The sequence below is a fragment of the Arenibacter latericius DSM 15913 genome, from assembly GCF_000424985.1.
Lineage (GTDB): Bacteria > Bacteroidota > Bacteroidia > Flavobacteriales > Flavobacteriaceae > Arenibacter > Arenibacter latericius.
The window spans coordinates 90900-107664 of sequence record NZ_AUKX01000009.1; the positions used below are offsets into that span (position 1 = coordinate 90900).

Annotated in this window: 19 protein-coding genes; 16 read left to right on the forward strand and 3 right to left on the reverse strand. The window is 35.5% G+C overall.

Going from position 1 to position 16765, the window contains the following annotated elements; translation table 11 throughout:
* The first annotated feature begins 19 nt into the window (after window positions 1-19).
* The 4 genes from H344_RS0106060 (at window position 20) to guaB (ending at window position 4069) form a co-directional block, all read left to right on the forward strand.
* Complete coding sequence (locus tag H344_RS0106060) at window positions 20-1198, forward strand: porin family protein (RefSeq protein ID WP_026809497.1); 1179 nt, start codon at window positions 20-22, stop codon at window positions 1196-1198.
* 296 nt (window positions 1199-1494) lie between these two features.
* Window positions 1495-2031 (forward strand): FMN-binding protein, encoded by a 537-nt coding sequence (locus H344_RS0106065; RefSeq protein WP_034256215.1) that lies wholly within the window; start codon window positions 1495-1497, stop codon window positions 2029-2031.
* Window positions 2031-2534, forward strand: a complete 504-nt coding sequence (locus H344_RS0106070; protein ID WP_026809499.1) for a hypothetical protein — start codon at window positions 2031-2033, stop codon at window positions 2532-2534. Before H344_RS0106065 ends, H344_RS0106070 begins: the two co-directional genes overlap by 1 nt.
* Window positions 2535-2596: 62 nt before the next feature.
* On the forward strand, window positions 2597-4069 hold the full coding sequence (gene guaB, locus H344_RS0106075; protein ID WP_026809500.1) for an IMP dehydrogenase: 1473 nt from the start codon (window positions 2597-2599) through the stop codon (window positions 4067-4069).
* Window positions 4070-4154: 85 nt separating this feature from the next.
* On the opposite strand, the gene H344_RS0106080 is transcribed toward guaB, so the two are convergent.
* Together H344_RS0106080 and lysA are read right to left on the reverse strand one after the other, a co-directional pair.
* Window positions 4155-4682 (reverse strand): thioredoxin family protein, encoded by a 528-nt coding sequence (locus H344_RS0106080; RefSeq protein WP_034256217.1) that lies wholly within the window; start codon window positions 4680-4682, stop codon window positions 4155-4157.
* Window positions 4683-4746: 64 nt separating this feature from the next.
* Entirely contained in the window at window positions 4747-6003 is a 1257-nt protein-coding gene (gene lysA / locus H344_RS0106085) for a diaminopimelate decarboxylase (protein WP_026809502.1), read from the reverse strand.
* Between the two features lie 158 nt (window positions 6004-6161).
* On the opposite strand from lysA, the gene H344_RS0106090 reads away from it, so the two are divergent.
* From H344_RS0106090 to H344_RS0106100, 3 genes are all read left to right on the forward strand, one after another.
* Complete coding sequence (locus tag H344_RS0106090) at window positions 6162-6800, forward strand: LON peptidase substrate-binding domain-containing protein (protein ID WP_026809503.1); 639 nt, start codon at window positions 6162-6164, stop codon at window positions 6798-6800.
* A gap of 176 nt (window positions 6801-6976) precedes the next feature.
* Window positions 6977-8170, forward strand: coding sequence for an ADP-forming succinate--CoA ligase subunit beta (gene sucC / locus H344_RS0106095; RefSeq protein WP_026809504.1), 1194 nt, complete (start codon window positions 6977-6979; stop codon window positions 8168-8170).
* Window positions 8171-8356: 186 nt separating this feature from the next.
* The gene (locus H344_RS0106100) at window positions 8357-8695 is read left to right on the forward strand and encodes a hypothetical protein (RefSeq protein ID WP_026809505.1); all 339 of its coding nucleotides are present in this window, start codon (window positions 8357-8359) and stop codon (window positions 8693-8695) included.
* 35 nt (window positions 8696-8730) lie between these two features.
* On the opposite strand, the gene H344_RS0106105 is transcribed toward H344_RS0106100, so the two are convergent.
* Window positions 8731-9108 carry a DUF1456 family protein gene (locus H344_RS0106105; protein WP_026809506.1) on the reverse strand — a complete coding sequence of 126 codons (378 nt, stop codon included), beginning with the start codon at window positions 9106-9108 and terminating at the stop codon, window positions 8731-8733.
* A 123-nt stretch (window positions 9109-9231) separates the two neighbouring features.
* On the opposite strand from H344_RS0106105, the gene H344_RS0106110 reads away from it, so the two are divergent.
* The 9 genes from H344_RS0106110 to H344_RS0106150 all read left to right on the forward strand — a co-directional run bounded on the left by H344_RS0106110 (window position 9232) and on the right by H344_RS0106150 (window position 16580).
* Window positions 9232-9633, forward strand: coding sequence for a hypothetical protein (locus H344_RS0106110; protein WP_026809507.1), 402 nt, complete (start codon window positions 9232-9234; stop codon window positions 9631-9633).
* Between the two features lie 162 nt (window positions 9634-9795).
* Window positions 9796-10221, forward strand: a complete 426-nt coding sequence (locus tag H344_RS0106115) for an Hsp20/alpha crystallin family protein (protein ID WP_026809508.1) — start codon at window positions 9796-9798, stop codon at window positions 10219-10221.
* Between the two features lie 502 nt (window positions 10222-10723).
* The gene (locus tag H344_RS0106120) at window positions 10724-11137 is read left to right on the forward strand and encodes a hypothetical protein (protein ID WP_026809509.1); all 414 of its coding nucleotides are present in this window, start codon (window positions 10724-10726) and stop codon (window positions 11135-11137) included.
* Between the two features lie 202 nt (window positions 11138-11339).
* Window positions 11340-13166 carry a DUF885 domain-containing protein gene (locus H344_RS0106125; RefSeq protein WP_026809510.1) on the forward strand — a complete coding sequence of 609 codons (1827 nt, stop codon included), beginning with the start codon at window positions 11340-11342 and terminating at the stop codon, window positions 13164-13166.
* 11 nt (window positions 13167-13177) lie between these two features.
* Window positions 13178-13720, forward strand: coding sequence for a DUF4287 domain-containing protein (locus tag H344_RS0106130; protein ID WP_026809511.1), 543 nt, complete (start codon window positions 13178-13180; stop codon window positions 13718-13720).
* Window positions 13721-13746: 26 nt separating this feature from the next.
* Window positions 13747-14283, forward strand: a complete 537-nt coding sequence (locus H344_RS0106135; RefSeq protein WP_026809512.1) for a lipocalin family protein — start codon at window positions 13747-13749, stop codon at window positions 14281-14283.
* A 218-nt stretch (window positions 14284-14501) separates the two neighbouring features.
* Window positions 14502-15092: a hypothetical protein gene (locus H344_RS0106140; RefSeq protein WP_026809513.1), complete on the forward strand. Its 591-nt coding sequence runs from the start codon at window positions 14502-14504 to the stop codon at window positions 15090-15092.
* A gap of 397 nt (window positions 15093-15489) precedes the next feature.
* Window positions 15490-16146, forward strand: coding sequence for a hypothetical protein (locus tag H344_RS0106145; protein ID WP_157378156.1), 657 nt, complete (start codon window positions 15490-15492; stop codon window positions 16144-16146).
* Between the two features lie 38 nt (window positions 16147-16184).
* Window positions 16185-16580, forward strand: coding sequence for a hypothetical protein (locus H344_RS0106150; protein WP_026809515.1), 396 nt, complete (start codon window positions 16185-16187; stop codon window positions 16578-16580).
* Window positions 16581-16765: the final 185 nt, after the last annotated feature.

A 16765-nucleotide genomic window follows, 5' to 3' on the forward strand; every position in this document is an offset into this window, starting at 1 on the left:
TAAATAAGCATAAGCTTTTATGAAATCGTCCATTTATTTTCTAGCATTGATGTTTAGCCTTACTATGATGGGGCAAACAGAGAGTAAATCAAATGCTCAAACTCCAACTAACAATAAAGCTGGAGAACCTCGTATACAATCCAATACAGGGGACTCGCCATTAACAATCGGAGGTTATGGTGAAATTTTATATAACCAACCAGAGGGTGATAATGGTGAATTAGATATTCAGCGATTGGTCCTTATGTTAGGGTATCGTTTTAATGATAAAACCCAGTTTTTTACAGAAATTGAATTTGAGCATGTGGAAGAAGTGTATGTAGAGCAAGCTTTTGTAAACTATAACGTGGGGAGTAATGTTAACTTAAGAGGAGGTTTAATGTTGGTTCCTATGGGAATTATTAATGAGTACCATGAGCCTACTACTTTTAATGGGGTAGAGCGTCCTGCACTAGATAATGTTATTGTTCCTACTACTTGGAGGGAAATCGGTATAGGTGTTAGTGGTAAGCTAAATAACCTATCATTAGGATACCAAGCTTATGTTTTTAACGGATTTAAATCTACTGCCTTAGATGGGGAAGGTGGTGTTTCTGGGTTTTTAAAAGGGTCTAATGGTTTGCGCGGTGGAAGACAAAAAGGAATAAAGTCTACTGTGGATAGCCCTACATTTTCTACTAAGATAGATTACTATGGCATACTTGGGTTAAAACTTGGGTTCTCTACCTATTTCGGAAAGACTCAAGCTGCAGACAATGTTGAAAATTTGGATGGTGCTAACATCGGGATAGCTATGTACGGCTTAGATGCTCGCTATACTTATGATCGTTTTACGGCAAGGGGACAGTTTATCCATGCTTCTCTTTCCGATACAGATAAGTACAATACATTAACAAATAGGGATTTAGGAAGTGCCTTGCAAGGATATTATATAGAAGGAGCCTATAATTTATTACCTGCTAACAAGGAGCAGAAATTATACGTCTTCACTAGATATGAAAATTATAACACCCATGCGGATACTGCAGGTGGATTAGTTAAAAATAAAGCCTATGATAGAACGGATGTTACTGCCGGACTAAGTTATCATATTGCACCAGGGGTAGTTTTAAAAGGAGACTATCAAATTAGAGATAATGCACTTTCGGGGGATGAGGTAAAAAACAGATTAAACTTTGGGATAGGAGTTTGGTTCTAAATCAAGAAGTATGCAGTGATGTTTACTATCTGCATCAATAGAATAAAAATTCCGATAGGGTCTCTTTATTTAGGCTGTTATCGGAATTTTTTATGTTCGTTTAAAAAGAAAGTGATTGTCAGCACTGGGTGTTAGTAAATTACCTCAGATTAGGCTGGAGAGTAATTAAAGAAAGATATCGATTATAAACTTATATAAGCTTTGTCGTAATTCGATTTCAATTAGAATAGAATATTTTCTTATGCTCAGAGGTCAGTTTATTATTAAAAATGATTCTAAATTAGTACTTTTGCCTCATGATAAACCGAATTAAAATAACGGGTCTATTCCTACTTATGGGAATACTCTTAATGGGAAGTGGTCTTCCCAAGCAGTTACAGAAAAGGGTAGAGAAGGAGATAGAGAAAGTTTTTGAAGTTGAAAACATAGAGATAAAGTCTTATCCTGTATCTAGTGAAATCAATGCATCCCTACCTACAAAAATTACGGCTGACAATTTCTTTAAACTAGAGAAAGGCTCAAGGCTTATCGGTTATTTTTATGTGGGAAATGCACCTAGTAAAACAGCAATCTTTGATTATCTAGTAGTATTTGATGCTAATGTAAAGGTGGTTCATTCTAAAGTATTGGTGTATAGGGAAGAATATGGAGGGGAAATTGGTAGTAAAAGGTGGTTGAAGCAGTTTGTAGGGAAATCTGGGAAGGATAGGGTAGATCATACTACTAATATAGATGGTATTTCTGGAGCTACTATTTCTGTACGCTCCATGACAAACGCTATTGATAGTTTGTTACAAACAATAGGAATCCTTCAAAATAAAAAACTGCTTTAATGAATTATAACGGCTTGCTAATAAATTTGCCACCTGGCATAAAGTGGTTTGTAGGTTCTTTTGTACTAGTACTCAGTATCGGTTTTTATACCGGATTGCTGTTTGTTTCCAATACCACCTCTACTTCAAGTAGTGGATTAGTTGAGAATTATTTAGGAAATGAGGAGAATGAGGAGGCAGAAATCATGAAATTTAAAAAAGGGGATAGGGAGATGTTGACAATCATTCATACTCATGTACTATCCATGTCGTTTATATTTTTTCTTCTTGGCGGATTGGTATGGATTGCTAAACTGCCTTATAAATTAAAGATGTTCCTTACTATTGAACCTTTAATTTCCGTATTGCTAACTTTTGGAGGTATATATCTTATGTGGTCCGGATGGTTATGGATGAAATATGTGGTCATGTTTTCGGGTTTTTTAATGACTCTTACCTATAGCGCATCGGCAATTTTAGTGGTTTATCAATTGTTTTTAAAACCTTCTACTGTCATTAAATGAAATAAGTCATTAATTTTATTTCATAATGTAGTATATTTGCACGCAATTAATCCCTAATTGCTATGAAAGCTCACCTAGATAAAATTGTTGGCGAAGGTCTAACTTACGATGATGTACTACTAGTACCAGCGTTTTCAGAGGTTCTTCCTCGAGAAGTCAACATTCAAACAAAATTTACAAAAAACATTACTATTAATGTTCCAATTGTATCCGCAGCTATGGATACAGTAACGGAATCTCGTATGGCAATTGCTATGGCGCGTGAAGGCGGAATAGGAGTGTTGCATAAGAATATGTCTATTAAAGATCAGGCTGAAAAGGTGCGTCGTGTTAAGCGTGCAGAAAGCGGTATGATCTTAGATCCTATAACACTTCCTTTAAGTTCTACGGTACGCGATGCCAAGGCCTATATGAAAGACTATAGCATTGGGGGTATACCTATTGTAGATGGAGAAGGAAAATTGATTGGAATTGTTACCAATAGGGATCTACGTTTCGAAAAAGATAATAGTCGTCCCATCTCGGAGGTCATGACGCATAAAAACTTAGTTACTGTTGCTGAAGGGACTTCTTTAGAGCAGGCTGAGGATATTTTACAGAGACATAAGATTGAGAAGCTTCCCGTTGTCAATAAAGACGATGTGTTGGTAGGACTTATTACGTTCAGAGATATTACCAAATTAACCCAAAAGCCCATTGCTAATAAAGACCAGTACGGAAGATTACGCGTAGCTGCCGCCTTGGGAGTTACTTCTGATGCTCTAGAGAGAGCAGAAGCCTTAGTAAATGCAGGGGTAGATGCTGTAATTATTGATACTGCTCACGGACATACTAAAGGGGTGGTGCAAGTATTAAATTTGGTTAAGAGTAAGTTTCCAGATCTAGAAGTTATTGTAGGGAATATTGCTACTGCTGAAGCGGCTAAATATTTAGTAGATGCTGGGGCAGATGCCGTTAAAGTAGGTATAGGTCCAGGATCTATTTGTACTACTAGAGTAGTTGCAGGTGTTGGTTTTCCACAGTTTTCTGCGGTAATGGAAGTTGCAGCTGCTATTAAAGGTAGTGGAGTTCCTGTTATAGCTGATGGTGGAATTCGATATACTGGAGATATCCCTAAAGCAATTGCAGCAGGTGCTGATTCGGTTATGTTAGGATCCTTATTAGCAGGAACAAAAGAATCTCCCGGTGAAACCGTTATTTATGAGGGTCGTAAGTATAAGACCTATAGAGGAATGGGCTCAGTTGAGGCGATGAAAAAAGGAAGTAAAGATCGTTATTTCCAAGATGTAGAAGATGATATTAAGAAATTGGTGCCAGAAGGTATCGTAGGACGTGTTCCTTATAAAGGTGATTTATACGAAAGTATCCATCAATTTATTGGAGGCTTGCGTGCCGGAATGGGGTATTGTGGAGCAAAGGATGTGGCTACCTTACAAGAGACTGGAAGGTTTGTTAAGATTACCTCTAGTGGTATTAATGAGAGTCACCCGCATGATGTAACCATTACTAAGGAATCTCCAAACTACAGTAGATAAGTAATCGCGTAAATGAATAAAGTATATAATTAAAAAAGACCCTATTTTTAGGGTCTTTTTTAGTTTGTGTTTGTAAGTAACGTGGTTATTTGCTTTCGCTACTATACGCTTGCCAATCTTTTTCTTTATGGATATCCTCCCCAAAATACTTGGCAATTTTTAAAAACGGTTCTGGTTTTTGGTAGCCAGGAACGGGAGACAGCATATTTATGTTCTCATCTAAAAATACCGTAGTGGGGTAGCTTAGATTGCCTTGCAGTAGCGCAGCAGCAAACTCATGGTAGCCATTCTTTCCGGAAGGGACAAATTTAAAAGTTTGACCTTTATATTCTATGGGATCTTTTTGTTCCCCATCTAGTTTTACCATATAGAATTTCTGGGACATATAAGCTGCAACTTCAGCATTCTGAAAAGTGTCCTTGTCCATTTTTTTGCACCATCCACACCAATCAGTGTAAACGTCCACAAAAATTTTCTTAGGATTTTTATCAGTCTCTGATCGTTTCACGGCCTCTTCCCAACTCATCCATTCTACAGTTTGTGCCGTACCGCTAAATGGGATTAAGGCAAGAGCGAATAAAGTGATAAGGGTGTAAACAGATTTTTTTATCATGGTCAAACTTATTTTATGTGCTTCGTCGCGTTAGTGCTGACTTCCTAACGTGAAAAACCGAGAATTATTTTGCAGTTGCTTTTTCTGTTACTGCTTTTTCTCCTACAGGGGCAAACAGATCTTTAACGTCTACCTGGTTCTTTATTAGGTCTTCAAAAGTTTCACGTTCCCTTATCAATATGGCTTCACCATTATGCCATAACACCTCTGCAGGTCTATACCTAGAGTTGTAATTACTAGCCATGGTAAAGCAATAGGCGCCAGCATTTCTAAAGCAAAGAATATCACCTTCTTTAATCTCTTTAATTCTCTTATTGCTGGCAAAAGTATCGGTCTCACATATATAACCTACTACGGAGTAATAACGTTCACGTCCTTTTGGATTGGAGATGTTTTCTATAGAATGTGTAGCTCCATATAACATGGGGCGGATTAAATGGTTAAATCCAGTATCTACACTTGCGAACACCGTAGAAGTAGTTTGCTTAACTACATTTACTTTGGCTAAGAAGAATCCGGCTTCACTCACCAAAAACTTTCCTGGTTCAAAAGCTAAAGTAAGTTCTCTTCCGTATTCCTTACAGAAATCATTGAACCGTTGAGTTAATTTGCTGCCTAATTCTTCTACATTGGTTTCAATATCCCCCTCTTTATATGGCACTTTAAAACCACTACCAAAATCAATAAATTCTAAATCTTCAAAATTCTTAGCGGTTTCAAACAATATTTCTGAAGCGTATAAGAATACATCTATATCTAAAATATCACTTCCAGTATGCATATGTATCCCGTTAACGTTCATATTGGTCAACTTTACAATACGGAGCAAATGTGGAATTTGATGGATGCTGATTCCAAATTTAGAATCTATATGTCCCACGGATATGTTGGAGTTGCCACCTGCCATAACATGTGGATTAATCCTGATACAAACAGGAACATTGGGGTGCTTACTTCCAAACTGTTCTAAAATGGATAGGTTGTCAATATTGATACGAACTCCTAATGCAGAGGCCTCTTCTATCTCTTCTAAAGATACCCCATTAGGTGTATAAATGATATCGTTAGGTTTAAACCCAGCCAATAATCCTAGTCGGACCTCCTGAATAGAAACGGTGTCTAAGCCACTTCCTAAGCTATTCATTAACCTTAAAACACTAATATTAGAAAGTGCTTTGGCAGCATAGTTTAATTGTAATTTTTTAACACCTTTAAATGCATTGGTCAATCGGTGGAATTGAGAAATAATTTTTTCCGAATTATAAACATATACCGGATCACCGTAAGTTTTTGCTATCTTTAATAGGTCAGTTCGTTCCATTTTATCTGAATTTTAAACAAATCTAGACTACTTAAAGATAGATTACAAAATTATTATAGTATTTTAGAACAATGTAACAAAATGTTATATTTAAAACAATTTTGATTATATGTTTCTGTAGCTCTATAGTTTAAACCAGGTAATTAAATAGATTAATCATGTGGTTACCTATGTTTCCTTTAGAGTCGATTTTTTTTCCTGGTGAACTAGTTCACTTACATATTTTTGAAGATCGTTATAAAGAATTGATCAGGGATGTGAAGGAAGAGGATGGGGTGTTTGGTATTCCTGTTTATATATCAGGAGCCATTGCGCTTGGCACTGAAATGAAGTTAGAAGACATAGTTGCTACCTATGAGGACGGAAAGCTAGATGTGATTTGTAGCGCTTTAAGAGTGTTTATAATTAATTCTTTTCAAAATAAATGGGGATCTAAGAAGTATGCTGGAGGAGAAGTATCACATTTGCCTTTTTATGAGGATGGTTCCGCTGAAGATAGGAGAGAAGTGGTGCAATTAGTGAGTAGGTTGTATCAGTTAATGGGGGCTGATGTTTTGGTAAATGAAACTGAAAATCTCGATTTACATATATGGGTGCACAAAATTGGCTTGTCTTTAAATCAGGAATACCGCTTGTTACAAATGACCTATGAGAGTGATCGTCTTCGGTTTCTTCGGAAGCATTTACGGAATATGATCATGGTCCTAATGCAAGTTGATAGTGCAAAGGAAATGATCGGAATGAATGGTCATTTTAAGCGTTTTGATCCGCTAGATTTTAAGAATTTTAAATTTTAATGAAATAAGTGAGTAATTATATAGGGTGTTAACTTGCTTAAAATGAGTTGGTTTAATTGTATTTCTGCACCTTATTTTAAATAAACTATAACGTTATTGTTTTCTAAATTATTTAATTAGGGTAAATCCGTTGTGTTTGCTATTTTTGCAAAGTAACAAATAGATACCTATAATTTATGAACCTTCACGAATATCAGGGAAAAGAGATTTTAGCAAGTTTTGGAGTGCGTATTCAACGCGGAGTTGTTGCACATAATGCAAAGGAAGCTGTAGAAGCTGCCAAACAATTAACGCAGGAGACCGGTACCGGCTGGCATGTAATAAAGGCTCAGGTCCATGCTGGAGGGCGTGGTAAAGGTGGCGGGGTAAAACTAGCCAAGAACCTTCGGGAGGTTGAGGAGATCGCAGGAAACATTATTGGAATGAACCTAGTGACCCCACAAACTTCAGCGGAAGGAAAAAAGGTGCATAAGGTTTTAATAGCAGAAGATGTTTATTATCCTGGAGATAGCGAGACTAGTGAATTTTACATGTCCGTATTATTAAATAGAGCTACTGGACGGAATATGATTATGTATTCTACAGAAGGTGGAATGGATATAGAGGAAGTGGCAGAAAATACTCCACACCTTATTTTTACAGAGGAAATAGATCCTGCAACAGGAATTCTTCCTTTTCAAGCTAGAAAGATTGCCTTTAACTTAGGGCTTTCTGGTACTGCATTTAAAGAAATGACCAAGTTTGTGTCTAGCCTATACAAAGCGTATATGGAAAGTGATGCAAGTATGTTCGAAATAAACCCTGTGCTTAAGACTTCAGATGATAAGATTATGGCAGTAGATGCTAAAGTATCTATTGATGATAATGCCTTATACAGAAGAAAGCAATATGCGGAAATGAGAGATCTTAGAGAAGAGAATCCTATTGAAGTAGAAGCAAGGGCTGTAGGTCTTAACTATGTAGACTTAGATGGAAATGTTGGATGTATGGTAAACGGAGCCGGATTGGCAATGGCTACCATGGATTTAATTAAAATGGCTGGTGGAGAACCTGCAAACTTCTTAGATGTAGGGGGTACTGCAGATGCCAAGAGAGTAGAAGAAGCTTTTAGAATTATTTTAAAAGATTCTAATGTAAAATGTATCCTTATCAATATTTTTGGTGGAATTGTACGTTGTGATAGAGTAGCGCAAGGAGTAGTAGATGCCTATAAGAATATGGGTGATGCTATTAAGGTGCCTATCATTGTTAGATTGCAAGGAACTAATGCTGAGTTAGCAAAGGAAATCTTGGATAACTCTGGATTAGCTGTTCATTCAGCTGTTCTTTTCCAAGAAGCTGCTGATAAGGTAAAGGAGGTTTTAGCATAAGAATTTTTAATTCATCATATATTAAAGCAGCTTCCCTTGGGAGCTGCTTTTTTTGTGCACGCTTGTGATATGTTAAATTGATGTTAAAGAAAAGAATGGGCGTAACAATTTTTTAGAGTCATCGTCTCTTATGTGTATCTAATCAATACGTTAAGTGAATAATTCATCAATTTAAAAACAATCATCATGAGAAAATTTAATGTAATTCTAGTAGCTGTAATGTTGCTTTCTTTCGGTAGTCTTTCTGCAAATAGTGGTTTAGATAATGATCCTGCTAAAACCTTGTCTCAGCAAATTAACGAGCTGTTATCTAATAATGCACTGCAAGTGCCATTAGGCGAAGACATGAGTGCCGTAGTGTATTTTACTCTAAATGTTGAAAAGGAAATAGTGGTGCTTTCTGTGCTGACTAATGAAGAGGTTTTAAAATCCTATGTAAAGAGTAAACTTAATTACATTAAGGTAGACTGCTCCGATTACGAGGTGGGAATTACTTATAAGATTCCCGTTAGGATTAAGAGTTAAGCAAAGACTGTTGTTAAAGAAAGTCCTGAAGTAATTCAGGACTTTTTTTTGTTCTTATATTTAACTGGGGTAATATCTTGATCTTGCTTTTTCTTTGGTTTGTTTTTAAAGGAAGGTTTTGTGGCAGCTTTATCTACTTGTGGTTTTGCCGATTTTGCTGGTTTTGGTAGGCTAGTCGTTGTATCCTTTGGATTTTCTTTGGTGCCTCTGTAGTGAATGACCAATCCATTTAGGAAATTCCTTAAAATCTGATCTCCACACTCCATGTAGTTGGGGTGGTCTTCCTTTCTAAAAAAGGCACCTAATTCGCTCTTGGTTATTTTAAAGTCTACTAGAGCTAAAATATCCACTATCTCATCATTTCGAAGCTTTAGAGCTACTCGTAATTTTTTTAGAATATCGTTATTGGTCATACTGTATTTTTTTGGCAAGATATTACAAAAATTAAACTCAACAGGCATCTGATTCTTATTTTACAACGGTGTTAGCCGTTTATACTAAAATATTTAATGTAATTTAGAATAAAACATTCCTCTATGAATACGCATAAAGAGAAATTAAGCCTCTTAACGGAAATGATTTCATTTGCCAAAGCAGATCGAGCTATTAAAGATTCTGAATACTCGTTTTTAGTGCAGGTAGCAAATCACCTAGGGGTAGATAAAGAAACCTTTGATGCGTTATTTCATAAAAAGGTGGAACAAGTGGTGCCTCGCTCGGAAAGTGGGCGTATACTGCAGTTTCACCGCCTGGTGTTATTGATGAATATAGATCAAGAACAAACTGTATCAGAAATTGAAAGACTCCACAATATAGGGCTCCGATTTGGATTGCCGCAAACCGCTATTGATCAAGTTCTAAAAGTAATGCACGATTATCCTAATAAGGTGGTCCCACCCCATGTATTGATAGATATTTTTAAAGCGCATTACAACTAAAGCTTAGTTATTACTACTTCAATTCTTACACTTCAAGGTGACATTGTGTCGCGAAACCTTACTTTAAAGCCGACATATAGTCATGATTCTTGCACTGGTATAGGTTTTGCAATTATCCTCATGAACAAACGAAATAATAGGTTTAATTAAAAAATAAAGATCATGAGTATAGTAAAAAGAAATAACGTTGTTTTTCCATCATTAATGAATGAAATTCTAAGGCCAGATTGGTTTGGAGGTATGGATAGCTTTAATCATAATATACCTGCTGTAAACGTAAAGGAAAACGAAACTGAGTTTGAGCTAGAAATGGCTATTCCGGGAAGAAAAAAAGAAGATTTAAAAGTAGAAATCGATAATGATGTGCTTACTGTTTCTTCTGAAGTAGAAAGTGAGGATACTAAGAATGAAGATAATTATACAAGAAGAGAGTTCTCTTTCAGTTCCTTTAAACGAGTATTTACTTTACCCGAAACAGTAGATTTAGATAAAATCGATGCTTCTTATGTAGATGGAATCTTAAAATTTGTAATGCCTAAGAAGGAAGAGGCTTTGCCTAAACCTAAAAGAGCAATTACAGTAGCATAAGTTTAGATTGAATTTCCCTGTTTTAAGGGAAGATTTTCATAGTTTGGTTGGTTAGTTGGGGAAGGCGCTTTAAGCAATTAAAGCGCCTTCCTTTTTTTTGATGCTAGTTGTCCTAAAAAAAAGACCTATTTTAGTTAGTAATAAATGGAAAGCAGAGGAAATATTCTTCGATTTTTTAAATCATTAATATAGAAGTTATGGGTGTTAAAACAGAGAAAAAGAATTGGGCAACACAATTAATCTTTTTTATTTAGTGATGCTGGCGCTCATGATTAATGATGCAATGGGTCATCCAGAAGACTTACTTGGCGGGTATAACGCTACAATTTATAAAATCAAAAATTTTATAGAATAATAGGGGATTGATTATTTCGAGCGGAAATTTTACTTTAAACAGTGATGCCTGAATTCGTTGTTAGCGTTCTCTGGATTTCCCTTCAACAGTTAAATATGGAAACTTCCACAACCAAAATTCATACACGTCAATTTAAAAACAGATTAAATGGCCAAAATTATAATAGAGCGTAAGTCGGAATGGAATAATAAAGCAAGAGACTTCGAAATTTATCTTGATGGTGAAAAAGTTGGGTCAATTAGAGATGGTAATACTTTGGAAATTGAGGTTGAGCCAGGAAGACACCAATTGATAGCGAAAATAGATTGGTGTAGAAGTAATGTCCTCGAGATTGAATTGAACGAAAATACATCGAAAGTCATTGCGCTTTCTGGATTTAAGTATGGTGCTATTATTATGCCTGTACTTTTGGGCATTATACTTGCCTATCTTATTTCTAAATATGCCTTTAATGTGGAATTGAACTTTCTTCTCATATTAACTTCTATCGGATTTTTATACCCTTTGTACTTTATTACTTTCGGAAAAAATAATTACCTAGTTATAAACGAAAGCTCATAAAAAGGGATACTACTCCGTAGACCATTGCGCAATCCTACTTAAGCAAGAAAAATCACTAAACTCCTGTCTACTAGGGGAAAGAAGCCTATCAAAGGTGATGTTTAGAATTTCCTATCTTAGTGGGCGGTTGTATAGATGGTATTTTCTTAGAGCTATCCTTTTCAACCATTTATAAAAGCCAGAACCTTAATATAGATAACTTATGAATCAAAAAATCTCTAAATCACTAATCGCTTTTTGTGCTATTGCTTTATTTATTTCTTGTAAGGAGGAAAGAGCAAAAATAGTTACGGAAAAGGAAATTGCTGAAGAATCTAAGAAAGTGAACGACTTCCTACAGAAAAGTTTTGATGATAGGGTAGATAGGTATCCAGAGTTTCAAACAAGACTTGGCATTAAAAAGGACTACGGAAAATTGAATGATAATTCTCCTGCTTTAGAAGAAGAAATTCTAAAAATTAATAAGCAGCATCTAAATTGGTTAACAGACTCGGTTAATGTAGAGGCACTTTCAAAGGACGTATTGTTAAGTTATAATCTTTATAAGCAAAATGTAGAAAACCATATTGCGGATTATAAGTACAGATGGCATAACTACCCAGTAAATCAGATGTTTGGAGCGCAAGCAGATAAGCCGGCATTTTTGATAAATATGCATCGCATAGATGATGTTAAAGATGCAGAAGCCTATATATCTAGGTTAAATGGTTTTAAAAAGTTTTTCTTTCAATTGGTAGCGAATTTAAAAGAACGTGAAGCCATTGGGGTAGTTCCGCCAAAATTTGTGTTCGATAAGGTGATTCTGGATTCAGAAAATATTTTGGTAGGTCAGCCATTTGATGATGCAATTGAACCAAGTGCTTTGCTAAAAGATTTCTTAAAAAAAATAGACCAATTAGATATAGATGCTGAGACTAGATCCAAATTAGAAACTGAAGCAAAACAAACCCTATTAAATTCGGTAGAACCAGCTTATACTTCTTTGATTACTTTTATGCAAGAACAAAAGGAAAGAGCTAATTCCGATCATGGAGCTTGGAAATTTCCCGATGGAGAGGCATTTTATAACAATGCACTTAAAAGAACTACAACGACCGATTTAACGGCGGACGAAATTCACGAAATAGGATTGAGTGAGGTGGCTAGAATTCACGGAGAAATAGAGGTTATAAAAAATAAGGTTGGTTTTGAAGGATCGTTGCAAGACTTTTTTCAGTTTATGAGAACAGATGAGCAGTTCTATTATAGTGAGGATAAGGCAGGGAAGGAAGCGTATATAAAAGAAGCTGTTCGATTAATAGACAGTATGAAAACGCGATTAGATGAAATATTTATTACCAAGCCAAAAGCAGATATTATGGTTAAAGCAGTAGAACCATTTAGAGAAAAATCGGCTGGTAAAGCATTCTATAGTCGCCCTGCAGCAGATGGATCCAGACCGGGAATTTATTATGCTAACTTATATGATATGGAGTCTATGCCGTCTTATCAAATGGAGGCCTTGGCTTACCATGAGGGTATTCCAGGGCATCATATGCAATTGGCAATTCAGCAAGAATTAGAAGAGGTACCCATGTTTAGGAAATTTGGTGGTTATATCGCATATACGGAAGGCTGGGGACTGTATTCGGAATTAATCCCTAAAGAAATGGGCTTCTATGCCGATCCTTATTCAGATTTTGGGCGTTTAGCTATGGAATTATGGAGAGCATGTAGATTGGTAGTAGATACAGGAATTCACAGTAAAAAATGGACGCGGGAAGAAGGGATTAAATATTATACGGAGAACACACCAAATGCAGAGTTAGATGCCATTAAAATGGTAGAAAGGCATATAGTAATGCCAGGACAAGCAACAGCATATAAGATTGGGATGCTAAAGATTGTGGAGCTGCGCGAAAAAGCAAAAGAAGCTCTAGGGGATAAATTTGATATTAGAGAATTCCATGAAGTAGTACTTTCCCAAGGTGCTATCCCACTAAATGTGCTGGAAGACTTTGTGGTTGAGTATATCGCTTCTAAAAATTAAAATATAATACTATGGATAAAGCGCTACAAACCATGATTGATAATATGCCTGAGAAAACAGGTAAATCTTTAGGGGAATGGAAAAAGATCTTAAAAGAAAAATCATTTACAAAACATTCAGAAGGGGTTAAGTATTTAAAAACGGAGCATCAGGTTACCCACGGTTTTGCCAATACAATTGTAACACTTTCCAAAGAAGAAAATAGTACTTCGGAAGACCTTGTGGAAAGTCAATACAAAGGCAAGGAGCACTTATTTCCCATTTATGAAAAGCTCCTAGCCTATATAAAAACATTGGGCACTGATGTAACGATTACACCCAAAAAGGGAAGTGTTAGCATTATAAGGAAGCGGCAATTTGTGTTGATTAAGCCAGCAACGAAAACGAGGATCGATCTAGGGTTTAAGCTCAAAGATAAGCCTACTACGGAAAGGCTAGAGAATTCTGGTCCTTTTGGTACTATGTGCACCCATAGAGTGCAGCTATTTGGCTTGGAAGATGTTGATGCAGAACTAAAAAGTTGGATTAAAGAAGCATACTCTAAATCGGTGTAAGAGCACTTATCGCTATCTTCACAACAATGAAAATTACTAAACTTATTTACATACCTCTAATAGGCATTATGATGATGGGACTTTTCTCTTGTGCTACTATACCCAAAGGGGCAGTAGCGGTGAAACCTTTTGATAAAGAAAGATATTTAGGCCAATGGTATGAGATTGCTAGGCTGGATTTTAAGTATGAAAGGAATCTGAACAATACCACCGCAACCTATACTTTAAATGACGATGGTACCATTAAGGTGGATAACCAAGGGTATAATACCAAGAAGAAAGAATGGACTCAAGCAATTGGGAAAGCCAAATTTATTGGAGAAGATACTATTGCCAAACTTAAAGTATCCTTTTTTGGACCATTTTATTCTGGATACAATGTAATTGCACTTGATAAGGAGTATAAATATGCACTAGTCGCTGGGAAAAGCCTTAAATACCTATGGATTTTATCTCGGAAAACCGAATTACCAGAGGATGTAAAAAATAACTATCTAAAGATTGCTGAGGGTATTGGATATAATACTTCGGACTTGCTATGGGTGGAGCACAATAAGCAGTAGTAAAGTTTCTTCATTACAGTAATTTAGACAAGCATATTACAGTTTCTAAGTATCCTTCGCCACCTTGTAAGCTTAACGTTTATTATGCTGTGAAACATATCTCAATCATGCTACTCAAAAGAGGTTGCTAGAATTTAAAGGATGGTTTAATCATAGGATTTATCTTGGTGTAGGAAATAGAGACTCTAGAAAACTAAATCTGATATACATAAAAGAATATGACACCAAGACAAATTGAAAGGATTAAATCTAAAATAAGAAGTATTAGGGCTACTCTAGTTGCCGAGAAAAGAAAATATGGTGGGTTTGACGATAGCCGTGGTTTAAGGTATATGCCCCCTGAACTCTTTATAAGAATTCAGGATTATAAAGGAGGGTTGACATATTTGAAATGGTTTGAAAAGAATTTCAATGACGATGTAGGAATGCCTCATTTTTTATTTGAATGGCTTATAATTCTTTTTAAGACAAATAACTTAAAACAAGCAGAAGAGAAAGCTTATCAAGTATATTTTTCCAATACCTATTTGTTTGATAAATATTTTGGTAGAAAGATAGTTCCCATTGAAAAATGGGAGTTTTCTAATTGGGCTATTCCAGAATTTGCAGCGCATTTAAATTATAGTTCAGACCAAAAGGAACTCTCAGATTTCACTGATTGGCTTAAAACATTCGAAAGTTCAGAACCCTTTCTTAGAAGGAAGCATAATTTTATCATGACATCTAAAAAGCTAAAGAACGTTAGTGATATAGAGACTAGAAGACAATTGTTGGCTGAGCTAAGCCAGATAGAGTCGGATTTAAATTGAAAAAATAAAGCGGATTTACATTCTTGTAAGTCTATAACGAAAGTAAAGTACATCTTTGCTTATATTGATACTCATATGGTATATAAGGAGGGTGAACGTGACTTTTGATTTGGCACATAATAAAAGCCTACTCTAAATTACAAAATCAGCACTATACGGTATGGCTAATGTTTAAATGATTAGCTCTGTGTACGACAATAAATTCTTATTAAAAAATCAATATACCTTGTATTGGTTGTGTCAAATATTATCAATAATAAACGTTGGTTAAGCAATATTGTTGTAAATATCACTATTTAAGAATAAAATCACTATTTTTAATACTGTGGTATTTTCTTACTAGTAAAATGGACTTGTAAGAAGACCTATGATTACAACCAAACCAAAATTTAGAACCATGAAGAGTATAATTGTGCTTATGTTATTTTTGTTGAGTAATAAGCAGTTGGTTAGTCAAAATAAAATTGACTTAAGAAGCGATAAGGCGTTTACTAAAGTTTTTAAAGAAATTGAAATAAAAGGTCTAAAAGCGATGGTTAAGTATGTGGATCAGATGGTTTTGGACTATGGACACTCAACCGATATCAATAAAGCCTATCATTATTATTTTGAAGAAATTAAACAAACGCCAAATAAGATTCCATTTAGAGAAGAGGCAAAATATGAATTTTTAAAAAGTCTAGACTCCCTTCAATTCTCCACTGTATGGCGATTTGAAAAAGATATTGTCATGATAAGAATTAAGGACACCGTTCACCGGAATCTTAAAAATTTCCCACAATTGTACATCAAACCATTTAGTAAATACATGGTATACCTTAGTGAAATTGGAAAAGTGGATCCTTACTACGATGGAATCCGTAGGAATTTTGAAAATGCAGGAGGGTTTTCAACTTGCGATGCTAATTGGCTTGCCAGGAATCATTCGCGTTTTGATTTCAATGTTCCTAAGAACAGAATATGGGCAGCAATTAATCTTTTGAGTCGAGAAGAAACTACTGAAATGAAATTTGATCGATATTTAAAGAATCAAAAAATGCAAGTCGCTAAATAGCATTCATTAACAACTCAAATATTAAAACCGACCCAATCATGCTTATGGAAATTGCAAAATGGGTGGTTGTATTGTTCGGGGCTTTTATAATATTAGTTGGTTTCATAATGCTCTTTAATCCACGAAAAGCGAGAGTGTTTTTAAGAAAAGCCGGCAGTAACAATTTTATTAACTATACGGAAATTACCCTTCGGCTGATTCCTGCAATAGCCCTTACAGTAACCTCTGACTTCTCTAAATATCCAATTGCATTTAAACTTTTGGGTTGGATTATGGTTATTACCTCACTGATACTTTATGTAGTTCCAAGAAAAAACCATCATCAGTTTGCAATGAAAAGTGCAGATATTCTTAAGCCAATTTATCTCCAAGTTATTTCCTTTTTTGCATTCCTGTTTGGGGGTTTGATAATTTATAATATGCTTTATTTTTAAGATTGAGGTCGTTAGGCAGCATTTAACCTTATAAAAATCAGTCTAAACAGTTTATTCTCTTAGAACTATTCTATTATACAAACAGCGCTAAACGCCTGTAGTTAGGTCTAGAACTGCCTTGGGTTGTTATTTGGTGGTTTATATTTAAACTACCTGCAGCAAACAATAACGGATTACGCTAGCTG

Excerpts from the sequence above, each read along its gene's own strand:
- H344_RS0106060 (WP_026809497.1), top strand. The coding sequence starts at position 20 with ATGAAATCGTCCATTTATTTTCTAGCATTGATGTTTAGCCTTACTATG.
- H344_RS0106065 (WP_034256215.1), top strand. The coding sequence starts at position 1,495 with ATGATAAACCGAATTAAAATAACGGGTCTATTCCTACTTATGGGAATA.
- H344_RS0106070 (WP_026809499.1), top strand. The coding sequence starts at position 2,031 with ATGAATTATAACGGCTTGCTAATAAATTTGCCACCTGGCATAAAGTGG.
- guaB (WP_026809500.1), top strand. The coding sequence starts at position 2,597 with ATGAAAGCTCACCTAGATAAAATTGTTGGCGAAGGTCTAACTTACGAT.
- H344_RS0106080 (WP_034256217.1), bottom strand. The coding sequence starts at position 4,682 with ATGATAAAAAAATCTGTTTACACCCTTATCACTTTATTCGCTCTTGCC.
- lysA (WP_026809502.1), bottom strand. The coding sequence starts at position 6,003 with ATGGAACGAACTGACCTATTAAAGATAGCAAAAACTTACGGTGATCCG.
- H344_RS0106090 (WP_026809503.1), top strand. The coding sequence starts at position 6,162 with ATGTGGTTACCTATGTTTCCTTTAGAGTCGATTTTTTTTCCTGGTGAA.
- sucC (WP_026809504.1), top strand. The coding sequence starts at position 6,977 with ATGAACCTTCACGAATATCAGGGAAAAGAGATTTTAGCAAGTTTTGGA.
- H344_RS0106100 (WP_026809505.1), top strand. The coding sequence starts at position 8,357 with ATGAGAAAATTTAATGTAATTCTAGTAGCTGTAATGTTGCTTTCTTTC.
- H344_RS0106105 (WP_026809506.1), bottom strand. The coding sequence starts at position 9,108 with ATGACCAATAACGATATTCTAAAAAAATTACGAGTAGCTCTAAAGCTT.
- H344_RS0106110 (WP_026809507.1), top strand. The coding sequence starts at position 9,232 with ATGAATACGCATAAAGAGAAATTAAGCCTCTTAACGGAAATGATTTCA.
- H344_RS0106115 (WP_026809508.1), top strand. The coding sequence starts at position 9,796 with ATGAGTATAGTAAAAAGAAATAACGTTGTTTTTCCATCATTAATGAAT.
- H344_RS0106120 (WP_026809509.1), top strand. The coding sequence starts at position 10,724 with ATGGCCAAAATTATAATAGAGCGTAAGTCGGAATGGAATAATAAAGCA.
- H344_RS0106125 (WP_026809510.1), top strand. The coding sequence starts at position 11,340 with ATGAATCAAAAAATCTCTAAATCACTAATCGCTTTTTGTGCTATTGCT.
- H344_RS0106130 (WP_026809511.1), top strand. The coding sequence starts at position 13,178 with ATGGATAAAGCGCTACAAACCATGATTGATAATATGCCTGAGAAAACA.
- H344_RS0106135 (WP_026809512.1), top strand. The coding sequence starts at position 13,747 with ATGAAAATTACTAAACTTATTTACATACCTCTAATAGGCATTATGATG.
- H344_RS0106140 (WP_026809513.1), top strand. The coding sequence starts at position 14,502 with ATGACACCAAGACAAATTGAAAGGATTAAATCTAAAATAAGAAGTATT.
- H344_RS0106145 (WP_157378156.1), top strand. The coding sequence starts at position 15,490 with ATGAAGAGTATAATTGTGCTTATGTTATTTTTGTTGAGTAATAAGCAG.
- H344_RS0106150 (WP_026809515.1), top strand. The coding sequence starts at position 16,185 with ATGCTTATGGAAATTGCAAAATGGGTGGTTGTATTGTTCGGGGCTTTT.